We start from the raw sequence: 15,944 nt of genomic DNA, 5'->3' as shown, positions 1-15,944 counted from the left end.
TGTGGGCTGTCATATAAGCATCACCAAAGCTTCATGGCGATGACACCGGGGCTACATAGCCTGACTTTGCACAACACGGCTGCATAAAGAAAGTCGATCGGCTGTAACCCAAGACGGGTGAGCAGCCCGCACGGAGATTCCTAATGACTCAGATCGCCCGCATCAGCGACACCGGCAATGAACGCCGCCTGCAAGCCGAACGCCTGGTGGGCGCCGAGGCCTTGCAGGAAGCCCAGGCCTTGCGCTTCAACGTGTTCAGCGGCGAATTCAACGCCAAGCTGAAGGGCGCCGAGCTGGGTCTGGACATGGATGACTATGATGTTCACTGCGCCCACATCGGCGTGCGTGATTTGAACACCGGGCGTCTGGTGGCGACCACCCGTTTGCTTGACCACACGGCTGCCAGCAGCCTGGGCAAGTTCTACAGCGAAGAAGAATTCAGCCTGCATGGCCTGGTCCACTTGAAAGGCCCGATCCTGGAAATCGGTCGTACCTGCGTCGATCCGGCCTACCGCAATGGCGGCACCATCGCGGTGCTCTGGGGTGAACTGGCCGAAGTGCTGAACCAGGGCGGCTACAGCTATTTGATGGGTTGCGCGAGCATCCCGATGCAGGACGGCGGCATTCAGGCCCACGCGATCATGCAGCGCCTGCGCGAACGCTACCTGTGCACCGAACACCTGCGGGCCGAGCCGAAAAAACCGCTGCCGAGCCTCGACATTCCGTCCAACGTCATCGCCGAAATGCCCCCGCTGCTCAAGGCCTACATGCGCCTGGGCGCGAAGATCTGCGGCGAGCCGTGCTGGGACGAAGACTTCCAGGTCGCCGACGTGTTCATCCTGCTCAAGCGCGACGAGCTCTGCCCGCGTTACGCCAAACACTTCAAGGCGGCTGTGTAATGAGCCGGTTGCGGGTGTACGCACGAATTGCGCGAGTGTTGGTGGTGGTCGCGCTGGGTTTGACGATGGCCGGTGTATTCGGACTATTCGAGCGCTTGGGAATCGCTCATTCGATGGTCCGTCGCCAGCGCTGGTCGCGGTTCTTCATGGCGCGATTGGGCAATGCCCTGCCCTTTCGCGTGACCGTGCACGGTGAATTGCCGAAGGCACCGATGCTCTGGGTCAGCAACCACGTGTCCTGGACCGACATTCCGTTGCTGGGCATGCTCACGCCGCTGTCGTTTCTGTCCAAGGCCGAAGTGCGCACCTGGCCGGTGGCGGGCTGGTTGGCGGCCAAGGCCGGCAGCCTGTTTATCCGTCGCGGGTCGGGCGACAGTCAGTTGATCCGCAAACAGATGACCCGTCATCTGGAGCAGGAACATCCACTGCTGATGTTCCCGGAAGGCACCACCACCGATGGCCGTTCGTTGCGCACCTTTCATGGTCGCCTGCTGTCGGCGGCGATCGATTCCGAAGTGGCACTGCAACCGGTGGCGATTCGTTATCTGCGCGACGGAGAGCTTGATTCGCTGGCACCATTCATTGGCGATGATGATTTGCTCTCGCACCTGATGCGCTTGTTCGCCAATGACCGGGGGGAGGTGGAGATTCATTTGCTCAAGCCGATCGCTTGTGAAGGTCGTGAGCGGGCGGCGCTGGCATTCGAGGCGCAGCAAGCGGTGCAGAAGGCGTTGTTCGGGGCGATTCCGGAAACGCAGCAAGTTCCAATGCGTCCGGCTATCGCGGCCTGACACACATTTTCTTAAGAATGAAAAATCCCCTGTGGGAGCGAGCCTGCTCGCGATAGCGGTATGCCATTCAGCATCTTCGTTGAATGTTAAGCCGCTATCGCGAGCAGGCTCGCTCCCACAATGGGTTTATGTCGTTGGATAGTGTTGGGCAAAGTCCTGCAACTGCGGATAGAACAATCTGAAATCCTCGCTCAACGGCTCATACAGCAACCGCAACTCCTGCATCGCTGCGGCCAGTTCCTCCGGCCGGGTCAGCCGCCGGGAAATCCCCCGAAGCACCTGCTCCAGCACCGCGAACTCCCGGTAAGAACCCAACCAGTCATTGGCCATCATGTGTGGCGCGATCCGCGCCAGGCGTTCCGGCAACTGTGGCTCCCTGGACAGCACCCGGTACACATCAGACGTGAACTGCTCCAGCGGCTGATCCGAATACAGCGTCCAGTCCCGCGCCAGGCAATGGTCGAAAAACACATCAAGCACGATGCCCGCATAACGCCTGCGCGTCATGGAAAACCGCGACAACGAAACATCCACCAACGGATGGCGGTCGGTAAAGACGTCAATGCTGCGATGCAGCTGAATGGCCGCTTCAACCTCCGGATCGAACTGCCCTTGCAGCCGTCCTTTGACGAAATCGCCATACAGGCTGCCGAGCAATTGACCGGGGCGCTGGCCACCGAGGTGCAGATGTGCGAGATAGTTCATGCCGCGCAGCTTAGCACTACGCCCTCAATATCGTTATAACCCGATATACCGATTTATGCGGTCATCAGACCAAAATCATATTGGTATATCGCGAAGTACCGATTTAAAGTTCGCCTCATCGCGATATAGCGTTTTACTCATCACGAGCCCAAACCCATGACCATCGACCTCGACGAAATAATAAAAGCCCTGGCACACCCAGTACGCCGAGACATTCTCATCTGGCTGAAAGATCCCAAAACCCAGTTTCCGGAACAGCTCCACAACCACGAGTACGGCATTTGCGCCGGACAGATCGATCAACGTTGCGGCCTGTCGCAGTCGACCGTGTCCGCCCATTTGGCGACCTTGCAACGTGCGGGACTGATCAGCAGCCAGAAAGCCGGTCAATGGCACTTCTTCAAACGCAACGAGGACGTGATTCAAGCGTTCCTCGACGCCATCGTTAAGGAGCTCAGTGCTCCGACGGGGAACTGACAATGCCTCTCTCGCTACTTATTCTGGCCTTGAGCGCCTTCGCCATCGGCACCACCGAGTTCGTCATCATGGGCCTGTTACCCGAAGTGGCGGCCGACCTCGGGGTGTCGATCCCCGGTGCCGGCTGGCTGGTGACCGGTTATGCCCTGGGCGTGGCCATTGGTGCGCCGTTCATGGCACTGGCTACCTCCAGACTGCCGCGCAAGGCTGCATTGGTAGCGTTGATGGGTATTTTCATCATCGGCAACCTGCTCTGCGCCGTGGCCAGTGACTACAACGTACTGATGTTTGCCCGTGTGGTGACTGCCCTCTGCCACGGTGCGTTCTTCGGCATCGGTTCGGTGGTGGCGGCAGGTCTGGTGCCGGCCAACAAACGCGCCTCGGCCGTGGCGTTGATGTTCACCGGCCTGACCCTGGCCAACGTGCTGGGCGTTCCGCTGGGCACCGCGCTCGGTCAGCAAGCCGGCTGGCGTTCGACCTTCTGGGCGGTGACCGTGATCGGCGTGATTGCGCTGATCGGCCTGATCCGCTTCCTGCCGGCCAAGCGCGATGAAGAAAAACTCGACATGCGCGCCGAACTGCGCGCTCTCAAAGGCGCCGGTATCTGGCTGTCGTTGAGCATGACCGCCTTGTTCGCCGCCTCGGTCTTCACCTTGTTCACCTATGTCGCGCCGCTGTTGGGCGAGGTCACCGGTGTCTCGCCACGCGGCGTGACCTGGACCCTGATGCTCATCGGCCTGGGCCTGACGGTTGGCAACATCATCGGCGGCAAGCTGGCTGACAAAGGCATGGCGGCCACGCTGATCGGTGTGTTCATCAGCATGGCAGTGGTCTCCACCGTACTGACCTGGACCAGCGTTGCCGTGATCCCGACCGAAATCACCCTGTTCCTCTGGGCCACCGCGTGCTTTGCCGCCGTACCGGCCCTGCAAGTGAACGTCGTGACCTACGGCAAGGCGGCACCGAACCTGGTGTCGACCCTGAACATCGGCGCCTTCAACGTCGGCAACGCACTCGGTGCCTGGGTCGGCGGCAGCGTCATCGCCCACGGCTTCGGCCTGACCAGCGTGCCACTCGCGGCAGCCGCACTGGCGGTACTCGCCCTGCTGGTGACCCTGATTACTTTCCGTCAGAGCGGTAATCCCGAACTGGCCCCTGCTACCAACTGATACCTCACGAGGGTTGTATTAAATGACGACTATTTTCGATCCGATCAAACTGGGCGACCTCGAGTTGGCCAACCGCATCATCATGGCGCCACTGACCCGCTGCCGCGCCGACGAAGGCCGTGTGCCGAACGCGCTGATGGCCGAGTACTACGTGCAGCGCGCCTCCGCTGGCCTGATCCTCAGCGAGGCGACTTCGGTCACGCCGATGGGCGTCGGCTACCCGGACACCCCGGGCATCTGGTCCAACGACCAGGTGCGTGGCTGGAGCAACGTGACCAAAGCGGTCCACGGCGCGGGCGGCAAGATCTTCCTGCAACTGTGGCACGTCGGCCGGGTTTCCCACCCGTCGTACCTCAACGGTGAAGCGCCGGTCGCACCGAGCGCCATCCAGCCAAAAGGTCACGTCAGCCTGGTTCGCCCATTGGCCGACTACCCGACCCCGCGTGCACTGGAAACCGCTGAAATCGCCGACATTGTCGACGCTTACCGCACCGGTGCCGAGAACGCCAAGGCAGCCGGTTTCGACGGTGTGGAAATCCATGGCGCCAACGGTTACCTGCTCGACCAATTCCTGCAAAGCAGCACCAACCAGCGCACCGACAACTACGGTGGCTCCCTGGAAAACCGTGCACGCCTGCTGCTGGAAGTGACCGATGCCGCGATCGAAGTCTGGGGCGCCGGCCGCGTCGGTGTGCACCTGGCACCACGCGCCGACTCCCATGACATGGGCGACGACAACCTGTCCGAGACCTTCACCTACGTCGCTCGCGAACTGGGCAAGCGTGGTATCGCCTTCATTTGCTCGCGCGAGAAAGAAGCTGGCGACAGCCTCGGCCCACAACTCAAGGAAGCCTTCGGCGGCCCGTACATCGCCAACGAACGCTTCACCAAGGAAAGTGCCAATGCCTGGTTGGCCAGCGGCAAGGCCGATGCGGTCGCCTTCGGCGTGCCGTTCATTGCCAACCCGGACCTGCCCGCACGCTTGAAAGCCGATGCGCCGCTGAACGAGGCGCGCCCAGAGTTGTTCTATGCCAAAGGCCCGGTCGGTTATATCGACTATCCGGTGTTGTAACCACTGAAATACAAAAGCCCCCGACTCGAAAGAGCCGGGGCTTTTTTGTTTATCAGCAATCGCTAGTTGCATGCAATAAACCAACACATATCTGACAGGAGTATCAAATAAAGTCCTGCTATCTTCGACAGCTCTAATTAACTCACAAGAGCTTTACATCATGGATGATATGAAACACGACGATGACAACAACAACTCTGCCAGCGAAGAAACTCATGAAGACATCGAGAATGTCTCATTTGAAAAAAACTCCCTCAAAGACACCGTCAACGCCGGAATAGTAGCTTACTTTGAGTTTCTGGCCAGTTTAACTGACTATATTCCCCAGCCTACCGAAGAAGATTTGGTGAAAGCCAGGGAACGTATGGAACTTCAAGAAGAATTTGACGAACTTACCAAAGAAGCAAGGCAAGACGAAAAAGAAACCTGGCAGTCCATCAGCAAGATTACATCTCACACCACCGTAGTTGTCTATATCTACAATGGCACCGAAGAGACATTTAAACTCAATACCTCCAGCTGGGATAACAGCGTACATCCAAAAGAAGATTATGACATCGCACCTTGGCAATATGAGTCATTCAAACTGAGCAGCGAGACACCTGCACGTCGCAGTCGCAGGTCTAATCGTCCAACGCAAGTAAAACATGGCTTTAGTTACAAAGGTGGCAACCTGGCATTTGATTTTTCAACACTGCTGAAGATAGAAACACCTTACGACACCTGGTCGTTTGAGCCGAAAAGCGTTCCTGGCAGGCAACATAACATCCGCTCCATCGGCAAGGCTCCGCTGAAGTGCAAGTCCAGCATCACCCGCAGCCTGGATGGAGCACCTTATAGCTACAACGTTGTCATTATTCTGGGCTGAGAAGGCTGAGTTCTCATCTGAAGGCAAAGCGCCCTGAAACGGCGCTTTGTTTATTGATCAGAGTTCCAACACCATTTCATGCCACGCCATTCCGCCATGATCGGAGGCTGAAGGCTTGATGTAGGCGAACCCAAAACCCGCATAGAGCGGAATGTGTCGCTCCTTGCACATCAGGTTGATGCTGGCCTTGTTCAACGCACGCATCCGCTCAATGAACTCACCCATCAAACGTTTCGCCAGGCCTTGCCCTTGAAAGTCCGGGTGCACCACCACCGACATGATCACCACATGAGGACCGGCCGGGTCGTGACCGATCAACTCCTTGAACGCTTCGTCCGACATTTCTACCTCAAACGCCGCACCAGAGTTGATAAAACCGGCTACAACGCCGCCGATTTCGGCAACGATGAAACCCTCGGGCCAGGTGGCGATGCGGGTGGCGATTTTATCGCGGGTCGCGGCTTCGTCGCCTTCGTAGGCAACGGTTTCGATGGCATAGCAACGGTCCAGGTCAGCAGGAGTGACGTGGCGAATGACGGTGTTCATGGCGGCTCGGAATCAGCGAGGGAAAGGCAGGGGATCATAAATTAATAAGGTGTTCATATCGATCACCGCTTACGCCATAAAGCCTTCGTATAGACGCTGTCATTGCGCCTCGGTTCGGATTATTGCTGTTCCCTGTCTCTGGCCATCCATAGGGGGAACACACCATGAGCAGCGTTCAAATCGGTCTTCTTATGCTGTTGGGCATCAGCACGTTGGGCTTCGTCACCTTGTCGATCGACATGATGCGGGCGCGACGAATGAAACAAAGTAAATAACCCATCGAGAGGCGGACAGCCGTCCGCCTCTCGCGGTATTCACGGTTTGAGCGGCAGCCAGATTTCCAGCACACCGGTGTTGAGCTTCGGGTTGAAGTCTTCGCTGTAGCGCTCGAATTCCGGGGCATCCGCCGCCTGATAACCGGACTGCGGCAACCAGGTTTTCCAGATGTACTGAAACGTCTGGGGCAAAGTATCCAGAGTGCCCTTGTGTTCGAACACGGCGTAGTGCTGGGGCTGAACCTCCACCCAGCGATATTTGTCGGGCAGGTCGTCGAGCTTGCTGATTTCGACGCCGGCGATGTATTCAAAGCCGCCCTTGCCATCCGGGTTGCAGCAGATGCCGTAGGTCACTTCGCTTTTCTGACCGGGAACCTGACCAATCTCGGGAATGAATTTCTCCCAGAGCTCTGGAATCCGCTTGGCAGTTTCCTGGGTAAATCGCCCGCCAAGCCCTGCAATGAGCAGGAAATGACCGTGTTCGAAACGTGGCTTGGCCGTTTCGACGCCTGTTTGCTCATCCATGACTCGACTCCTGGTACGAAAAAGTGGGTTCGGCTGGGAGTATAGAAGCCAAACCCGATTCACCCAATTACAGTGCGTGCAACTGTTCGGCGGCGCCAGAGCCGATGAACTCGTTATAACCCGATAGAATCACGTAGACCGCGAAATAGCAGAAGATCGCCGCAGATGCCATGTACGAATAACGCAGCAATTTGTCACCCAGCAACTTGCCACCATGGCTCGCAGCGAAGCACAAGCCGACACACCAGAGCACCCCGGCACAAAGAAATCCGCCGAGAAACAGCGCCGAACTGAGGGCACCATTGCCGCCCGAACGCGCGATCAGCGTGCCGCCCACCGCCGCAAACCAGAGAATGGCGCTGGGGGAGGACATGGCGAGAAAGATCCCGCGGAAAAACTCTTTGCGGTGCGAGTGGTGTCCCACTTCGGCCGTCTCGGCCAACAGCGCCTCATGGTGGATCGCCGAATAGATCATCTTCGCCGCGAAATACACGAGCAACGCCGAACCACCGATCCACAGCACCCAGCGCACGGTTTCGTATTGCAGCAAAACGGTCATGCCCGCCAACGCCAGTACCGCGTAGATCAGGTCGCCGACACACGTCCCCAACCCCAGGGCAAAGCCTTGGAAATAGCCGCGTTGCATCGCAAGCGTGATCATCGCGATGTTGGCCACGCCGATATCCAGGCACAGCGACAGGCTCAGCAAGAAGCCACTGGTGAATTCCATCAACCCATTTCCCTTCGGACAAATTTATTTATATAGACGCTGGACAGTGTGCCATACCAGCCCTTATCTTCCGCAACAGGCCACCGCAGTGGCCAGCGTCGCTCGGACGGTTCCGGGCGCTCACGTTATCCGAGGCAACAATGGCTAACCCAGGTTCGCCGCGCCGCTTTGCGCGCATAGATCGACTCCCCCCTTACGTATTCAACATCACTGCCGAGCTGAAGATGGCCGCCCGTCGTCGTGGCGAAGACATCATCGACTTCAGCATGGGCAACCCTGATGGCCCTACTCCGCCGCACATCGTCGAAAAACTGGTGACCGTCGCCCAGCGCGAAGACACCCACGGTTACTCGACGTCCAAGGGCATTCCGCGTCTGCGCCGGGCGATTTCCAATTGGTACAAGGATCGCTACGAGGTCGACATCGACCCGGAAACCGAAGCCATTGTCACCATCGGGTCCAAGGAAGGCCTGGCGCATTTGATGCTGGCCACCCTCGACCAGGGCGATACCGTTCTGGTACCCAACCCGAGTTATCCGATTCACATCTACGGCGCCGTGATTGCTGGCGCCCAGGTGCGTTCGGTACCGCTGATTCCAGGCGTGGACTTCTTCGCCGAACTGGAAAGCGCCATTCGCGGCTCGATCCCGAAACCGAAAATGATGATTCTCGGCTTCCCGTCCAACCCCACCGCCCAGTGCGTGGAGCTGGATTTCTTCGAGCGAGTGATCGCCCTCGCCAAGCAGTACGACGTTTTGGTGGTGCACGACCTGGCCTATGCCGACATCGTCTATGACGGCTGGAAAGCCCCCTCGATCATGCAAGTGCCGGGCGCCAAGGACATCGCGGTGGAGTTTTTCACCCTGTCCAAGAGCTACAACATGGCCGGCTGGCGGATTGGTTTCATGGTCGGTAATGCCGAACTGGTCAACGCCCTGGCGCGGATCAAGAGCTACCACGACTACGGCACGTTCACCCCGCTGCAGGTCGCGGCCATTGCGGCGCTGGAAGGCGATCAGCAGTGCGTCAAAGACATCGCCGAGCAGTATCGGCAGCGTCGCAACGTGCTGGTCAAAGGCCTGCATGAGCTGGGCTGGATGGTCGAAAATCCGAAAGCGTCAATGTACGTCTGGGCCAAGATCCCCGAAGCTTATGCGCACCTGGGTTCTTTGGAGTTCGCCAAGAAAATGCTCTCCGAGGCCAAGGTCTGCGTCTCGCCGGGCGTGGGATTCGGTGAGTATGGGGATGATCATGTGCGCTTCGCACTGATCGAAAACCAGGACCGGATTCGTCAGGCCGTACGCGGGATTCGCGGGATGCTCCGGGCGGATGGGCTGCTCACCAAAACAAACACCTGACACCTGACACTGTAGGAGCTGTCGAGTGAAACGAGGCTGCGATCTTTTGATCTGTTTTTTAGATCAAGATCAAAAGATCGCAGCCTCGTTTCACTCGACAGCTCCTACAGGGACTTCGATTCAGCCACAAAAAAACCGCATCGCTGCGGTTTTTTTGTGTCTGCGGCGTGCTTAGACGAACAGTGACAGCAGCAGAATGAAGCCCAGCGCAACGATGGACAGGATGGTTTCCATCGCGGTCCAGGTCTTGAAGGTTTCCGCCACGGTCATGTTGAAGTACTGCTTCACCAACCAGAAACCCGCGTCGTTGACGTGAGACAGGATCAACGAACCGGCACCGGTGGCCAATACCAGCAGCTCACGGTTCACACCCGGAATCATCCCCACCACCGGCACCACAATGCCTGCGCCCGTAATGGTCGCCACGGTCGCCGAACCGGTCGCCACACGAATCACCGCAGCCACCAGCCAGGCCAGCAAAATCGGCGAAATCTGTGCGTTCACCGCCATGTGGCCGATCACGTCACCCACGCCGCTGGTGACCAGCATCTGCTTGAAGCCACCACCGGCACCGATGATCAGGATGATCGCGGCGGTCGGTGCGAGGCTGGCGTCGAGCAACTTCAGAATCTTGCTCGAACCCATGCCCTGCTTGTGGCCGAAGGTGTACAGCGACAGCAGCAACGCCAGCAACAGCGCCGAGATCGGGTGACCGACCAGGTCCATGAAGGAGCGCGCGAAATTACCTTCCGGCAGCACCACGTCGGCAAACGTCTTGAGCAACATCAGGAACACCGGCAGCAGCACGGTGATCAGGGTGATGCTGAAGCTCGGCAGGTCAGCGGACTCCGGCTCGCGAGCCAGTTGATCCACCAGTTCCTGGTTAGGGTGGCCAGGGATGTATTTGGCAATGAACGTACCGAAAATCGGGCCGGCAATGATGGCCGTCGGCAGCGCAACGATCAGGCCGTAAAGAATGGTTTTACCGATGTCGGCACCGAACACGCCGATGGCCAGCAACGGACCCGGGTGCGGTGGAACCAGACCGTGTACGGCGGACAGACCGGCCAGCAACGGGATACCGATCTTGATGATCGACACGCCGGTACGGCGGGCAACGATGAACACCAGCGGGATCAGCAGTACAAAGCCGATTTCGAAGAACAGCGGAATGCCGACCAGGAAAGCCGCGAACATCATGGCCCACTGCACTTTGTCCTTGCCGAAGGCTCGGATCAGGGTCTGGGCGATTTGATCCGCCCCGCCCGACTCAGCCATCATTTTGCCGAGCATCGTACCCAGCGCCAGGATGATCCCGACGAAACCGAGCACGCCACCGAAGCCGTCCTGGAACGCCTTGATGATGGTGCCGATCGGCATGCCGGACGTCAGCCCGAGAAAGGCTGCGGCAATGATCAGGGCAATGAACGGGTGAAACTTGAATTTGGTGATCAGGACAATAAGCCCGATCACCGTGACCACTGCATCGAGCAGCAGGAACGTCTCGTGGGACATGCCAAACATTAGGGGTGTCTCCTGGTTGTTGTTGTTATTAAAGCGGGTAAGTCGAAAGCCATAAGGACAGCGCTATCTCTTCAAGAAAAATTAACCGGCGCGTTTCAAGCCATGGTCCAGCCACCAGGCATGAGCCTGTTTCGCCAACTGATCAACACTGTGGTTCGAGGCATCGAGGGCCAGGGTCAGTGGCTCGCCAACGGGCGATTCAAGCGTGGCGAACTGGCTGTCGATCAAGGTTGACGGCATGAAATGGCCCGGCCGGTGGGACACACGGTCGGCGGCGACTTCAGGGGTCAGCTCAAGGAAAACGAAGCCCAGGCCCGGCAAGGCGCTGCGCAGACGTTCGCGGTAAACATGTTTGAGGGCCGAGCAAGTCAGTACCGGGCGCTGGCCCTTGGCATCGACGCGGCGCAGTTCATCGCACAGGCTGTCGAGCCAGCCGGCACGGTCTTCGTCGTTCAGGGGTATACCCGCGCTCATCTTTTCGATATTGGCGGCAGGGTGGAAAGTGTCGCCTTCAATGGCGGTCGCGCCGCTGAGTTGGCACAAGGCCTCGCTGACGCAAGTCTTGCCGCAACCGGCAACGCCCATGATGACCAGGGCGGTGATGGGATGAGTCATGTAACACCTCAGCGCGCAGACAGCGCTACCTTTGCCAGTTGTGACACCAGATCAAAAGCAGAAGTTGCCGACGCCTTCTTGTCATTTTTGTGGGTTGCAGCATGTTCGTTCCCAATGCCGAAAAGCGAGGATCAGGCAAACCCCGCTCACGCATTTGCAGCTGCATCGAGACAGCGCTACCTTAGTGCCTTGAATTTTGTTTGGCAAGCCGCCCGATGACCTCTTCTAAAAACGATAAAAATACTCGCACCACTGGCCGCCCTACCCTCAATGAAGTCGCACGCCTGGCCGGTGTCAGCCCGATCACCGCCTCCCGCGCCTTGCGCGGCGTCAGCACAGTGGCCACCGAACTGGTGGAAAAAGTGCAGAAAGCGGCGCTGGAACTCAACTACGTAGTCAACCCCGCCGCCCGCGCACTAGCCTCGGCCCAGAGCCATTCGGTGGTGGTTCTGGTGCCGTCACTGTCCAACTTGTTGTTCATCGATACGCTGGAAGCCATTCATCAGGTTTTGCGCCCCAAGGGCTTCGAAGTGCTGATCGGCAACTTCCACTACTCGCGCGATGAAGAAGAAAACCTGCTGCGCAACTACATGGCCTATCAGCCTCGCGGCTTGCTGCTGACCGGTTTCGACCGCACCGAAAGTTCGCGCAGGATGATCGAGGCGAGCAACATTCCGTGCGTGTACATGATGGAACTGGACAGTGCGGCCGGCCTCAACTGCGTCGGTTTTTCGCAGCTCGCCGCCGGGGAAACCGCCGCGCAACATTTGCTGTCTCGTGGACGCAAACGCCTGGCCTACATCGGCGCACAGCTGGATCAACGCACCTTGCTGCGTGGCGAAGGTTTTCGCAAAGCCCTGCAAAAGGCCGGTTTGTATGACCCGGATCTGGAGGTGCTGACACCGCGCGCCTCCTCTGTCGGCCTGGGCGGCGAGTTGTTCCTGCAGCTGCTGGCCAGTCATCCGGATGTCGATGCGATCTTCTTCGGCAACGACGACTTGGCCCAGGGCGCCTTGCTTGAAGCGATGCGTTGCGGGATCAAGATCCCCGAACAGGTTGCGATCCTCGGCTTCAACGACCTGCCGGCCTCGGCCCACATGGTGCCGCGACTGAGCAGCATCAGCACACCGCGCGAGGCCATCGGCCGCCGTTCGGCGGAGTTGATGCTGACGTTGCTGGCGGGTAATACGGTGGCTAAACCGGTGCAGGACATGGGGTTTGAGTTGAAGGTGCGCGAGAGTACCTGACGCGATCCATTGTGGTGAAGAGGCTTGCCTGTGGCGAGGGGGCTTGCCCCCGTTGGGTCGCGAAGCGGCCCCGCTTTCTCCTCAATGACTCCGTGTCTAAAGGATTACGACTGCTGCGCAGCCGAACGGGGACAAGCCCCCTCGCCACAAGTTCCGCGTTTATTCCTGCAGATCGAGGTTATCCAGCACCCAATTCACCGCCAACTCGGCCAGCATGATGATCTGCGCAATCGCCTGTGCCGTATTGCGCTGAGTGCCTTCCAGAAATGCAGCAAAGTCACCGGTCATGACACTCGCCGAGGCCAGCGATTCGCAGGCGTGCGCAGGCGGTTTAAACAGACTTGATGTCGCCCATTGGCTGGCACACTATTAAATTCCCGAAGCCTCGAAGCGCTAACGGAGTTAGCTCATGGAACATTCACTGAAGATTCTGGGTAAAGCTTCATCCATCAACGTCAGAAAGGTCCTGTGGACCTGTGAGGAACTGGGTGTTGCCTATGAACGTGAGGACTGGGGCAGCGGTTATGAAACCACCCACAGCCCGGAGTTTCTCCGGCTCAATCCCAACGCCCTGGTGCCCGTGATCATCGACGAAGCGGGCGTGCTGTGGGAATCCAACACCATCTGCCGCTATCTGGCCGGTAAACACCAAAACACTGATCTGCTACCGCACGAGGCGGCAGCGCGTGCCCGGGTCGAACAGTGGATGGATTGGCAAGCCACCGAACTCAATGCGTCCTGGAGCTACGCATTCACGGCGTTGGTGCGCAAGGATCCGGAGTTCCAGGACCCGCATCACATTGCCGCCGGTGTGCGTGGCTGGAACCAGAAGATGGGCATCCTCGAACATCAGCTCGCGGCCACCAAAGCGTATGTCACCGGACCACGGTTCACGCTGGCCGACATTGTCGTCGGGCTTAGCGTCAACCGCTGGCTGATGACGCCCATGGAGCGACCCGACTACCCGGCCATCGACGAGTATTTCCAACGGTTGGCGCAACGCCCGGGGTTTCTGAAACATGGCTGCAATGGCCTGCCTTGATGACCGTTTCGCGGCGGTCGACCTCTGCCGACGAGCGGCAAGGATTGACCGCAACAGCTCGATCACTCGGCTGGCAATACAACAATAACCAATTGAAATTATTGACAATAATTCATTAGGCATACTATTTGCTCAAAGCACTGCACCACAAACACCTACAAGGTCTACTCGTCATGTTGGTCAGTGCTAATAAACAAACGTTAATGACACCACTCCCCAAGAAGCCCGGTGAAGATCCGACCGCCGAAGCCGCCGCCGGGCTTCAGGGCGTGATGGTGCAAGCCCTGCAAAACAACGTTCAGGCGCAAACCGCTCAGGCCAGCGCGAAAGTGCAGGAGTCCGCCACCCAAATCGCCACACAGCAAGTCAGTGAGGCGACCAAAATCAGTGACAACGTTGATGAAGCGTTCGCGAAAACCCGCGTAGGACTGCAATTAACTTACGCCCCACTACCGACCGATGCTCAAGATAAGTTCAGTGGCGGCACGGCCACGGACGCATTCAAGGAATACATGAGCAAAACCCCGGAAGAGCGCATGCAAGATGCCATTCTGGAAGAGATGGGGCTGACGAAAGAAGAAGTAGAACAAATGCCGCCGGAACAACAACAGGCGGTCGCTAAAGAAATGGCCGAGCGCATGCAAGACAAGATAAAACTGGCGCAGGCCGAGAAAGAAAACGGCAGCAGCGAAAAAGGCAGCAGCCAGGTGGTCGACAAGTTCCTCGCGTCGCTTTAACAGTATCGAGACAACGCGCGGGGCCCGTAGGAGCTGCCGAAGGTTCGGCAGCTCCTACGGGAACGCATCGCGACTCAGTTCAACTGCAACGTCGAGTTGAACTGGCTGATGGCATCCACCACATGCCGCGAGCCCTGCTGAATCTCCAGGATCACCTCCCCCGCCTCGTTCGCCAGTTCCACCCCAAGCCCGGTTCGACTCAAACTCGACTGCATGCTCGATACCGCACTTAACGACAAATCGTGGTTCTTGCGCACCACGTCGACAATCTCCAGCGTCGCCTGGCTGGTTCGTGCGGCAAGGCTGCGAACTTCATCGGCAACCACCGCAAACCCTCTTCCGTGTTCACCGGCCCGGGCCGCTTCGATCGCGGCGTTGAGCGCCAGCAAGTTGGTCTGATCGGCAATGCCGCGAATGGTCTGGACGATGGTGCCGATGATGTCGGACTGTTTGCTCACGGCATCGATGCTCAGCGCCGCTTCGTTCAGGTTTTTCGAAATGTCCTGAATGATCTGCACCGTTTGCTGCACCACCTGAGAACCTTTCTGCGCACAAGCATCGTTTTGTACCGAAGTACTGTGGGCCGATTCCGCAGCGGTTTGCAGGGTAGTGACCTGTTGGCTGATGTCGCTGGCGAACTTGACCACTTTGTACAGCCGGCCCTTGGCGTCGAACAACGGGTTATAGGAAGCTTCCAGGAACACCGTATGCCCGTGTTTATCTTTGCGCTCGAAACGGTGCGAGTGATATTCGCCGCGATTCAGCGAAGCCCAGAACGCCTTGTAAGTCTGCGATTCGGCTTCGGCGCGATGACAAAACAGACTGTGATGCTGGCCAACCACTTCATTTAGCGAGTAATGCAGGGTCTTGAGGAAGTTGTCGTTGGCCGTGATCACTTTGCCTTCGGGAGTGAACTCGATCACCGCCATGGAACGACCGATCGCAGCGAGCATGCTTTCGTTTTCGTGTTCCTTGTTGACCCTGGCGGAGATGTCAGTGGCGATTTTGATCACACTCCGGACCTGCCGGTCGGGGCCGAATACCGGCATGTAACTGGCTTCGAGCCAGATCTCCTTGCCGCTCTTGTTCAAGCGCAAAAAGGTCCCGCTGACCGGCTCGCCACGGGCCAGGTCACGCCACAACTTGGCGTAGGCTTCGCTACGATAAAACGCTTCTTCGCAGAATATCCGGTGATGTTTGCCGCGCACTTCGTCGACGCTGTAACCCATGGCGCTGCAAAAGTTGTCGTTGGCATCGAGCACGATGCCCTCAGCGGTGAATTCAATCATCGCCATCGAACGGCTGACAGCCACCCACTTGGCGTTGGCTTCGGTCAATGCGCCGCTGAATCGCTCGATTTCCAG

At 58.2% G+C, this 15,944-nt stretch carries 16 protein-coding genes and 3 pseudogenes; 10 read left to right on the top strand and 9 right to left on the bottom strand.

The window, feature by feature from the left end:
• The first annotated feature begins 143 nt into the window (after nucleotides 1-143).
• A complete protein-coding gene (gene olsB, locus ACYZUD_RS30880) occupies nucleotides 144-899 on the top strand; it encodes an L-ornithine N(alpha)-acyltransferase (protein ID WP_008152922.1) in 756 nt (251 codons plus the stop codon).
• Entirely contained in the window at nucleotides 899-1,690 is a 792-nt protein-coding gene (locus ACYZUD_RS30875; RefSeq protein ID WP_462021578.1) for a lysophospholipid acyltransferase family protein, read from the top strand. The genes olsB and ACYZUD_RS30875 overlap by 1 nt, the downstream gene beginning before the upstream one ends.
• A gap of 126 nt (nucleotides 1,691-1,816) precedes the next feature.
• On the opposite strand, the gene ACYZUD_RS30870 is transcribed toward ACYZUD_RS30875, so the two are convergent.
• On the bottom strand, nucleotides 1,817-2,395 hold the full coding sequence (locus ACYZUD_RS30870; RefSeq protein ID WP_462021577.1) for an acyl carrier protein phosphodiesterase: 579 nt from the start codon (nucleotides 2,393-2,395) through the stop codon (nucleotides 1,817-1,819).
• A gap of 156 nt (nucleotides 2,396-2,551) precedes the next feature.
• Here ACYZUD_RS30870 and ACYZUD_RS30865 point away from each other — a divergent pair, with 156 nt between their 5' ends.
• The 4 genes from ACYZUD_RS30865 (at nucleotide 2,552) to ACYZUD_RS30850 (ending at nucleotide 5,981) form a co-directional block, all read left to right on the top strand.
• Nucleotides 2,552-2,872, top strand: coding sequence for an ArsR/SmtB family transcription factor (locus ACYZUD_RS30865; RefSeq protein ID WP_462021576.1), 321 nt, complete (start codon nucleotides 2,552-2,554; stop codon nucleotides 2,870-2,872).
• Between the two features lie 2 nt (nucleotides 2,873-2,874).
• The gene (locus tag ACYZUD_RS30860; RefSeq protein WP_462021575.1) at nucleotides 2,875-4,041 is read left to right on the top strand and encodes an MFS transporter; all 1,167 of its coding nucleotides are present in this window, start codon (nucleotides 2,875-2,877) and stop codon (nucleotides 4,039-4,041) included.
• Nucleotides 4,042-4,063: 22 nt separating this feature from the next.
• Nucleotides 4,064-5,113, top strand: a complete 1,050-nt coding sequence (locus tag ACYZUD_RS30855) for an alkene reductase (protein ID WP_462021574.1) — start codon at nucleotides 4,064-4,066, stop codon at nucleotides 5,111-5,113.
• A 160-nt stretch (nucleotides 5,114-5,273) separates the two neighbouring features.
• The gene (locus ACYZUD_RS30850) at nucleotides 5,274-5,981 is read left to right on the top strand and encodes a hypothetical protein (RefSeq protein WP_462021573.1); all 708 of its coding nucleotides are present in this window, start codon (nucleotides 5,274-5,276) and stop codon (nucleotides 5,979-5,981) included.
• A gap of 57 nt (nucleotides 5,982-6,038) precedes the next feature.
• On the opposite strand, the gene ACYZUD_RS30845 is transcribed toward ACYZUD_RS30850, so the two are convergent.
• The 3 genes from ACYZUD_RS30845 to ACYZUD_RS30835 all read right to left on the bottom strand — a co-directional run bounded on the left by ACYZUD_RS30845 (nucleotide 6,039) and on the right by ACYZUD_RS30835 (nucleotide 8,057).
• On the bottom strand, nucleotides 6,039-6,527 hold the full coding sequence (locus ACYZUD_RS30845) for a GNAT family N-acetyltransferase (protein WP_462021572.1): 489 nt from the start codon (nucleotides 6,525-6,527) through the stop codon (nucleotides 6,039-6,041).
• A gap of 314 nt (nucleotides 6,528-6,841) precedes the next feature.
• The gene (locus tag ACYZUD_RS30840) at nucleotides 6,842-7,327 is read right to left on the bottom strand and encodes a GyrI-like domain-containing protein (protein ID WP_462021571.1); all 486 of its coding nucleotides are present in this window, start codon (nucleotides 7,325-7,327) and stop codon (nucleotides 6,842-6,844) included.
• 67 nt (nucleotides 7,328-7,394) lie between these two features.
• Nucleotides 7,395-8,057, bottom strand: coding sequence for a LysE family translocator (locus ACYZUD_RS30835; protein WP_462021570.1), 663 nt, complete (start codon nucleotides 8,055-8,057; stop codon nucleotides 7,395-7,397).
• A gap of 140 nt (nucleotides 8,058-8,197) precedes the next feature.
• Between ACYZUD_RS30835 and alaC the strand changes: the two genes are divergently transcribed.
• On the top strand, nucleotides 8,198-9,415 hold the full coding sequence (gene alaC, locus ACYZUD_RS30830; protein ID WP_462021569.1) for an alanine transaminase: 1,218 nt from the start codon (nucleotides 8,198-8,200) through the stop codon (nucleotides 9,413-9,415).
• A gap of 171 nt (nucleotides 9,416-9,586) precedes the next feature.
• On the opposite strand, the gene ACYZUD_RS30825 is transcribed toward alaC, so the two are convergent.
• Nucleotides 9,587-10,939 (bottom strand): GntP family permease, encoded by a 1,353-nt coding sequence (locus ACYZUD_RS30825; RefSeq protein WP_462021568.1) that lies wholly within the window; start codon nucleotides 10,937-10,939, stop codon nucleotides 9,587-9,589.
• A gap of 81 nt (nucleotides 10,940-11,020) precedes the next feature.
• Nucleotides 11,021-11,554 (bottom strand): gluconokinase, encoded by a 534-nt coding sequence (locus tag ACYZUD_RS30820; protein ID WP_462021567.1) that lies wholly within the window; start codon nucleotides 11,552-11,554, stop codon nucleotides 11,021-11,023.
• A gap of 215 nt (nucleotides 11,555-11,769) precedes the next feature.
• On the opposite strand from ACYZUD_RS30820, the gene gntR reads away from it, so the two are divergent.
• Nucleotides 11,770-12,801: an HTH-type transcriptional regulator GntR gene (gene gntR / locus ACYZUD_RS30815; RefSeq protein ID WP_462021566.1), complete on the top strand. Its 1,032-nt coding sequence runs from the start codon at nucleotides 11,770-11,772 to the stop codon at nucleotides 12,799-12,801.
• Between the two features lie 159 nt (nucleotides 12,802-12,960).
• Here gntR and ACYZUD_RS30810 read toward each other — a convergent pair.
• A pseudogene (locus tag ACYZUD_RS30810) lies at nucleotides 12,961-13,125 on the bottom strand (DUF6124 family protein); the annotation flags it as partial.
• An 85-nt stretch (nucleotides 13,126-13,210) separates the two neighbouring features.
• On the opposite strand from ACYZUD_RS30810, the gene ACYZUD_RS30805 reads away from it, so the two are divergent.
• Entirely contained in the window at nucleotides 13,211-13,843 is a 633-nt protein-coding gene (locus tag ACYZUD_RS30805) for a glutathione S-transferase family protein (RefSeq protein ID WP_462021565.1), read from the top strand.
• A 173-nt stretch (nucleotides 13,844-14,016) separates the two neighbouring features.
• Nucleotides 14,017-14,580 (top strand): hypothetical protein, encoded by a 564-nt coding sequence (locus ACYZUD_RS30800; RefSeq protein WP_462021564.1) that lies wholly within the window; start codon nucleotides 14,017-14,019, stop codon nucleotides 14,578-14,580.
• Nucleotides 14,581-14,654: 74 nt separating this feature from the next.
• On the opposite strand, the pseudogene ACYZUD_RS30795 reads toward ACYZUD_RS30800, so the two are convergent.
• Together ACYZUD_RS30795 and ACYZUD_RS30790 are read right to left on the bottom strand one after the other, a co-directional pair.
• A pseudogene (locus ACYZUD_RS30795) lies at nucleotides 14,655-15,086 on the bottom strand (methyl-accepting chemotaxis protein); the annotation flags it as partial.
• A gap of 159 nt (nucleotides 15,087-15,245) precedes the next feature.
• Nucleotides 15,246-15,869, bottom strand: a pseudogene (locus ACYZUD_RS30790) (PAS domain-containing protein); the annotation flags it as partial.
• Nucleotides 15,870-15,944 lie beyond the last annotated feature (75 nt).

The organism is Pseudomonas sp. XS1P51 (assembly GCF_054897845.1).
The sequence above is the reverse complement of the archived record's forward strand: the minus strand, read 5'-3'. Positions and strand labels throughout refer to the sequence as shown.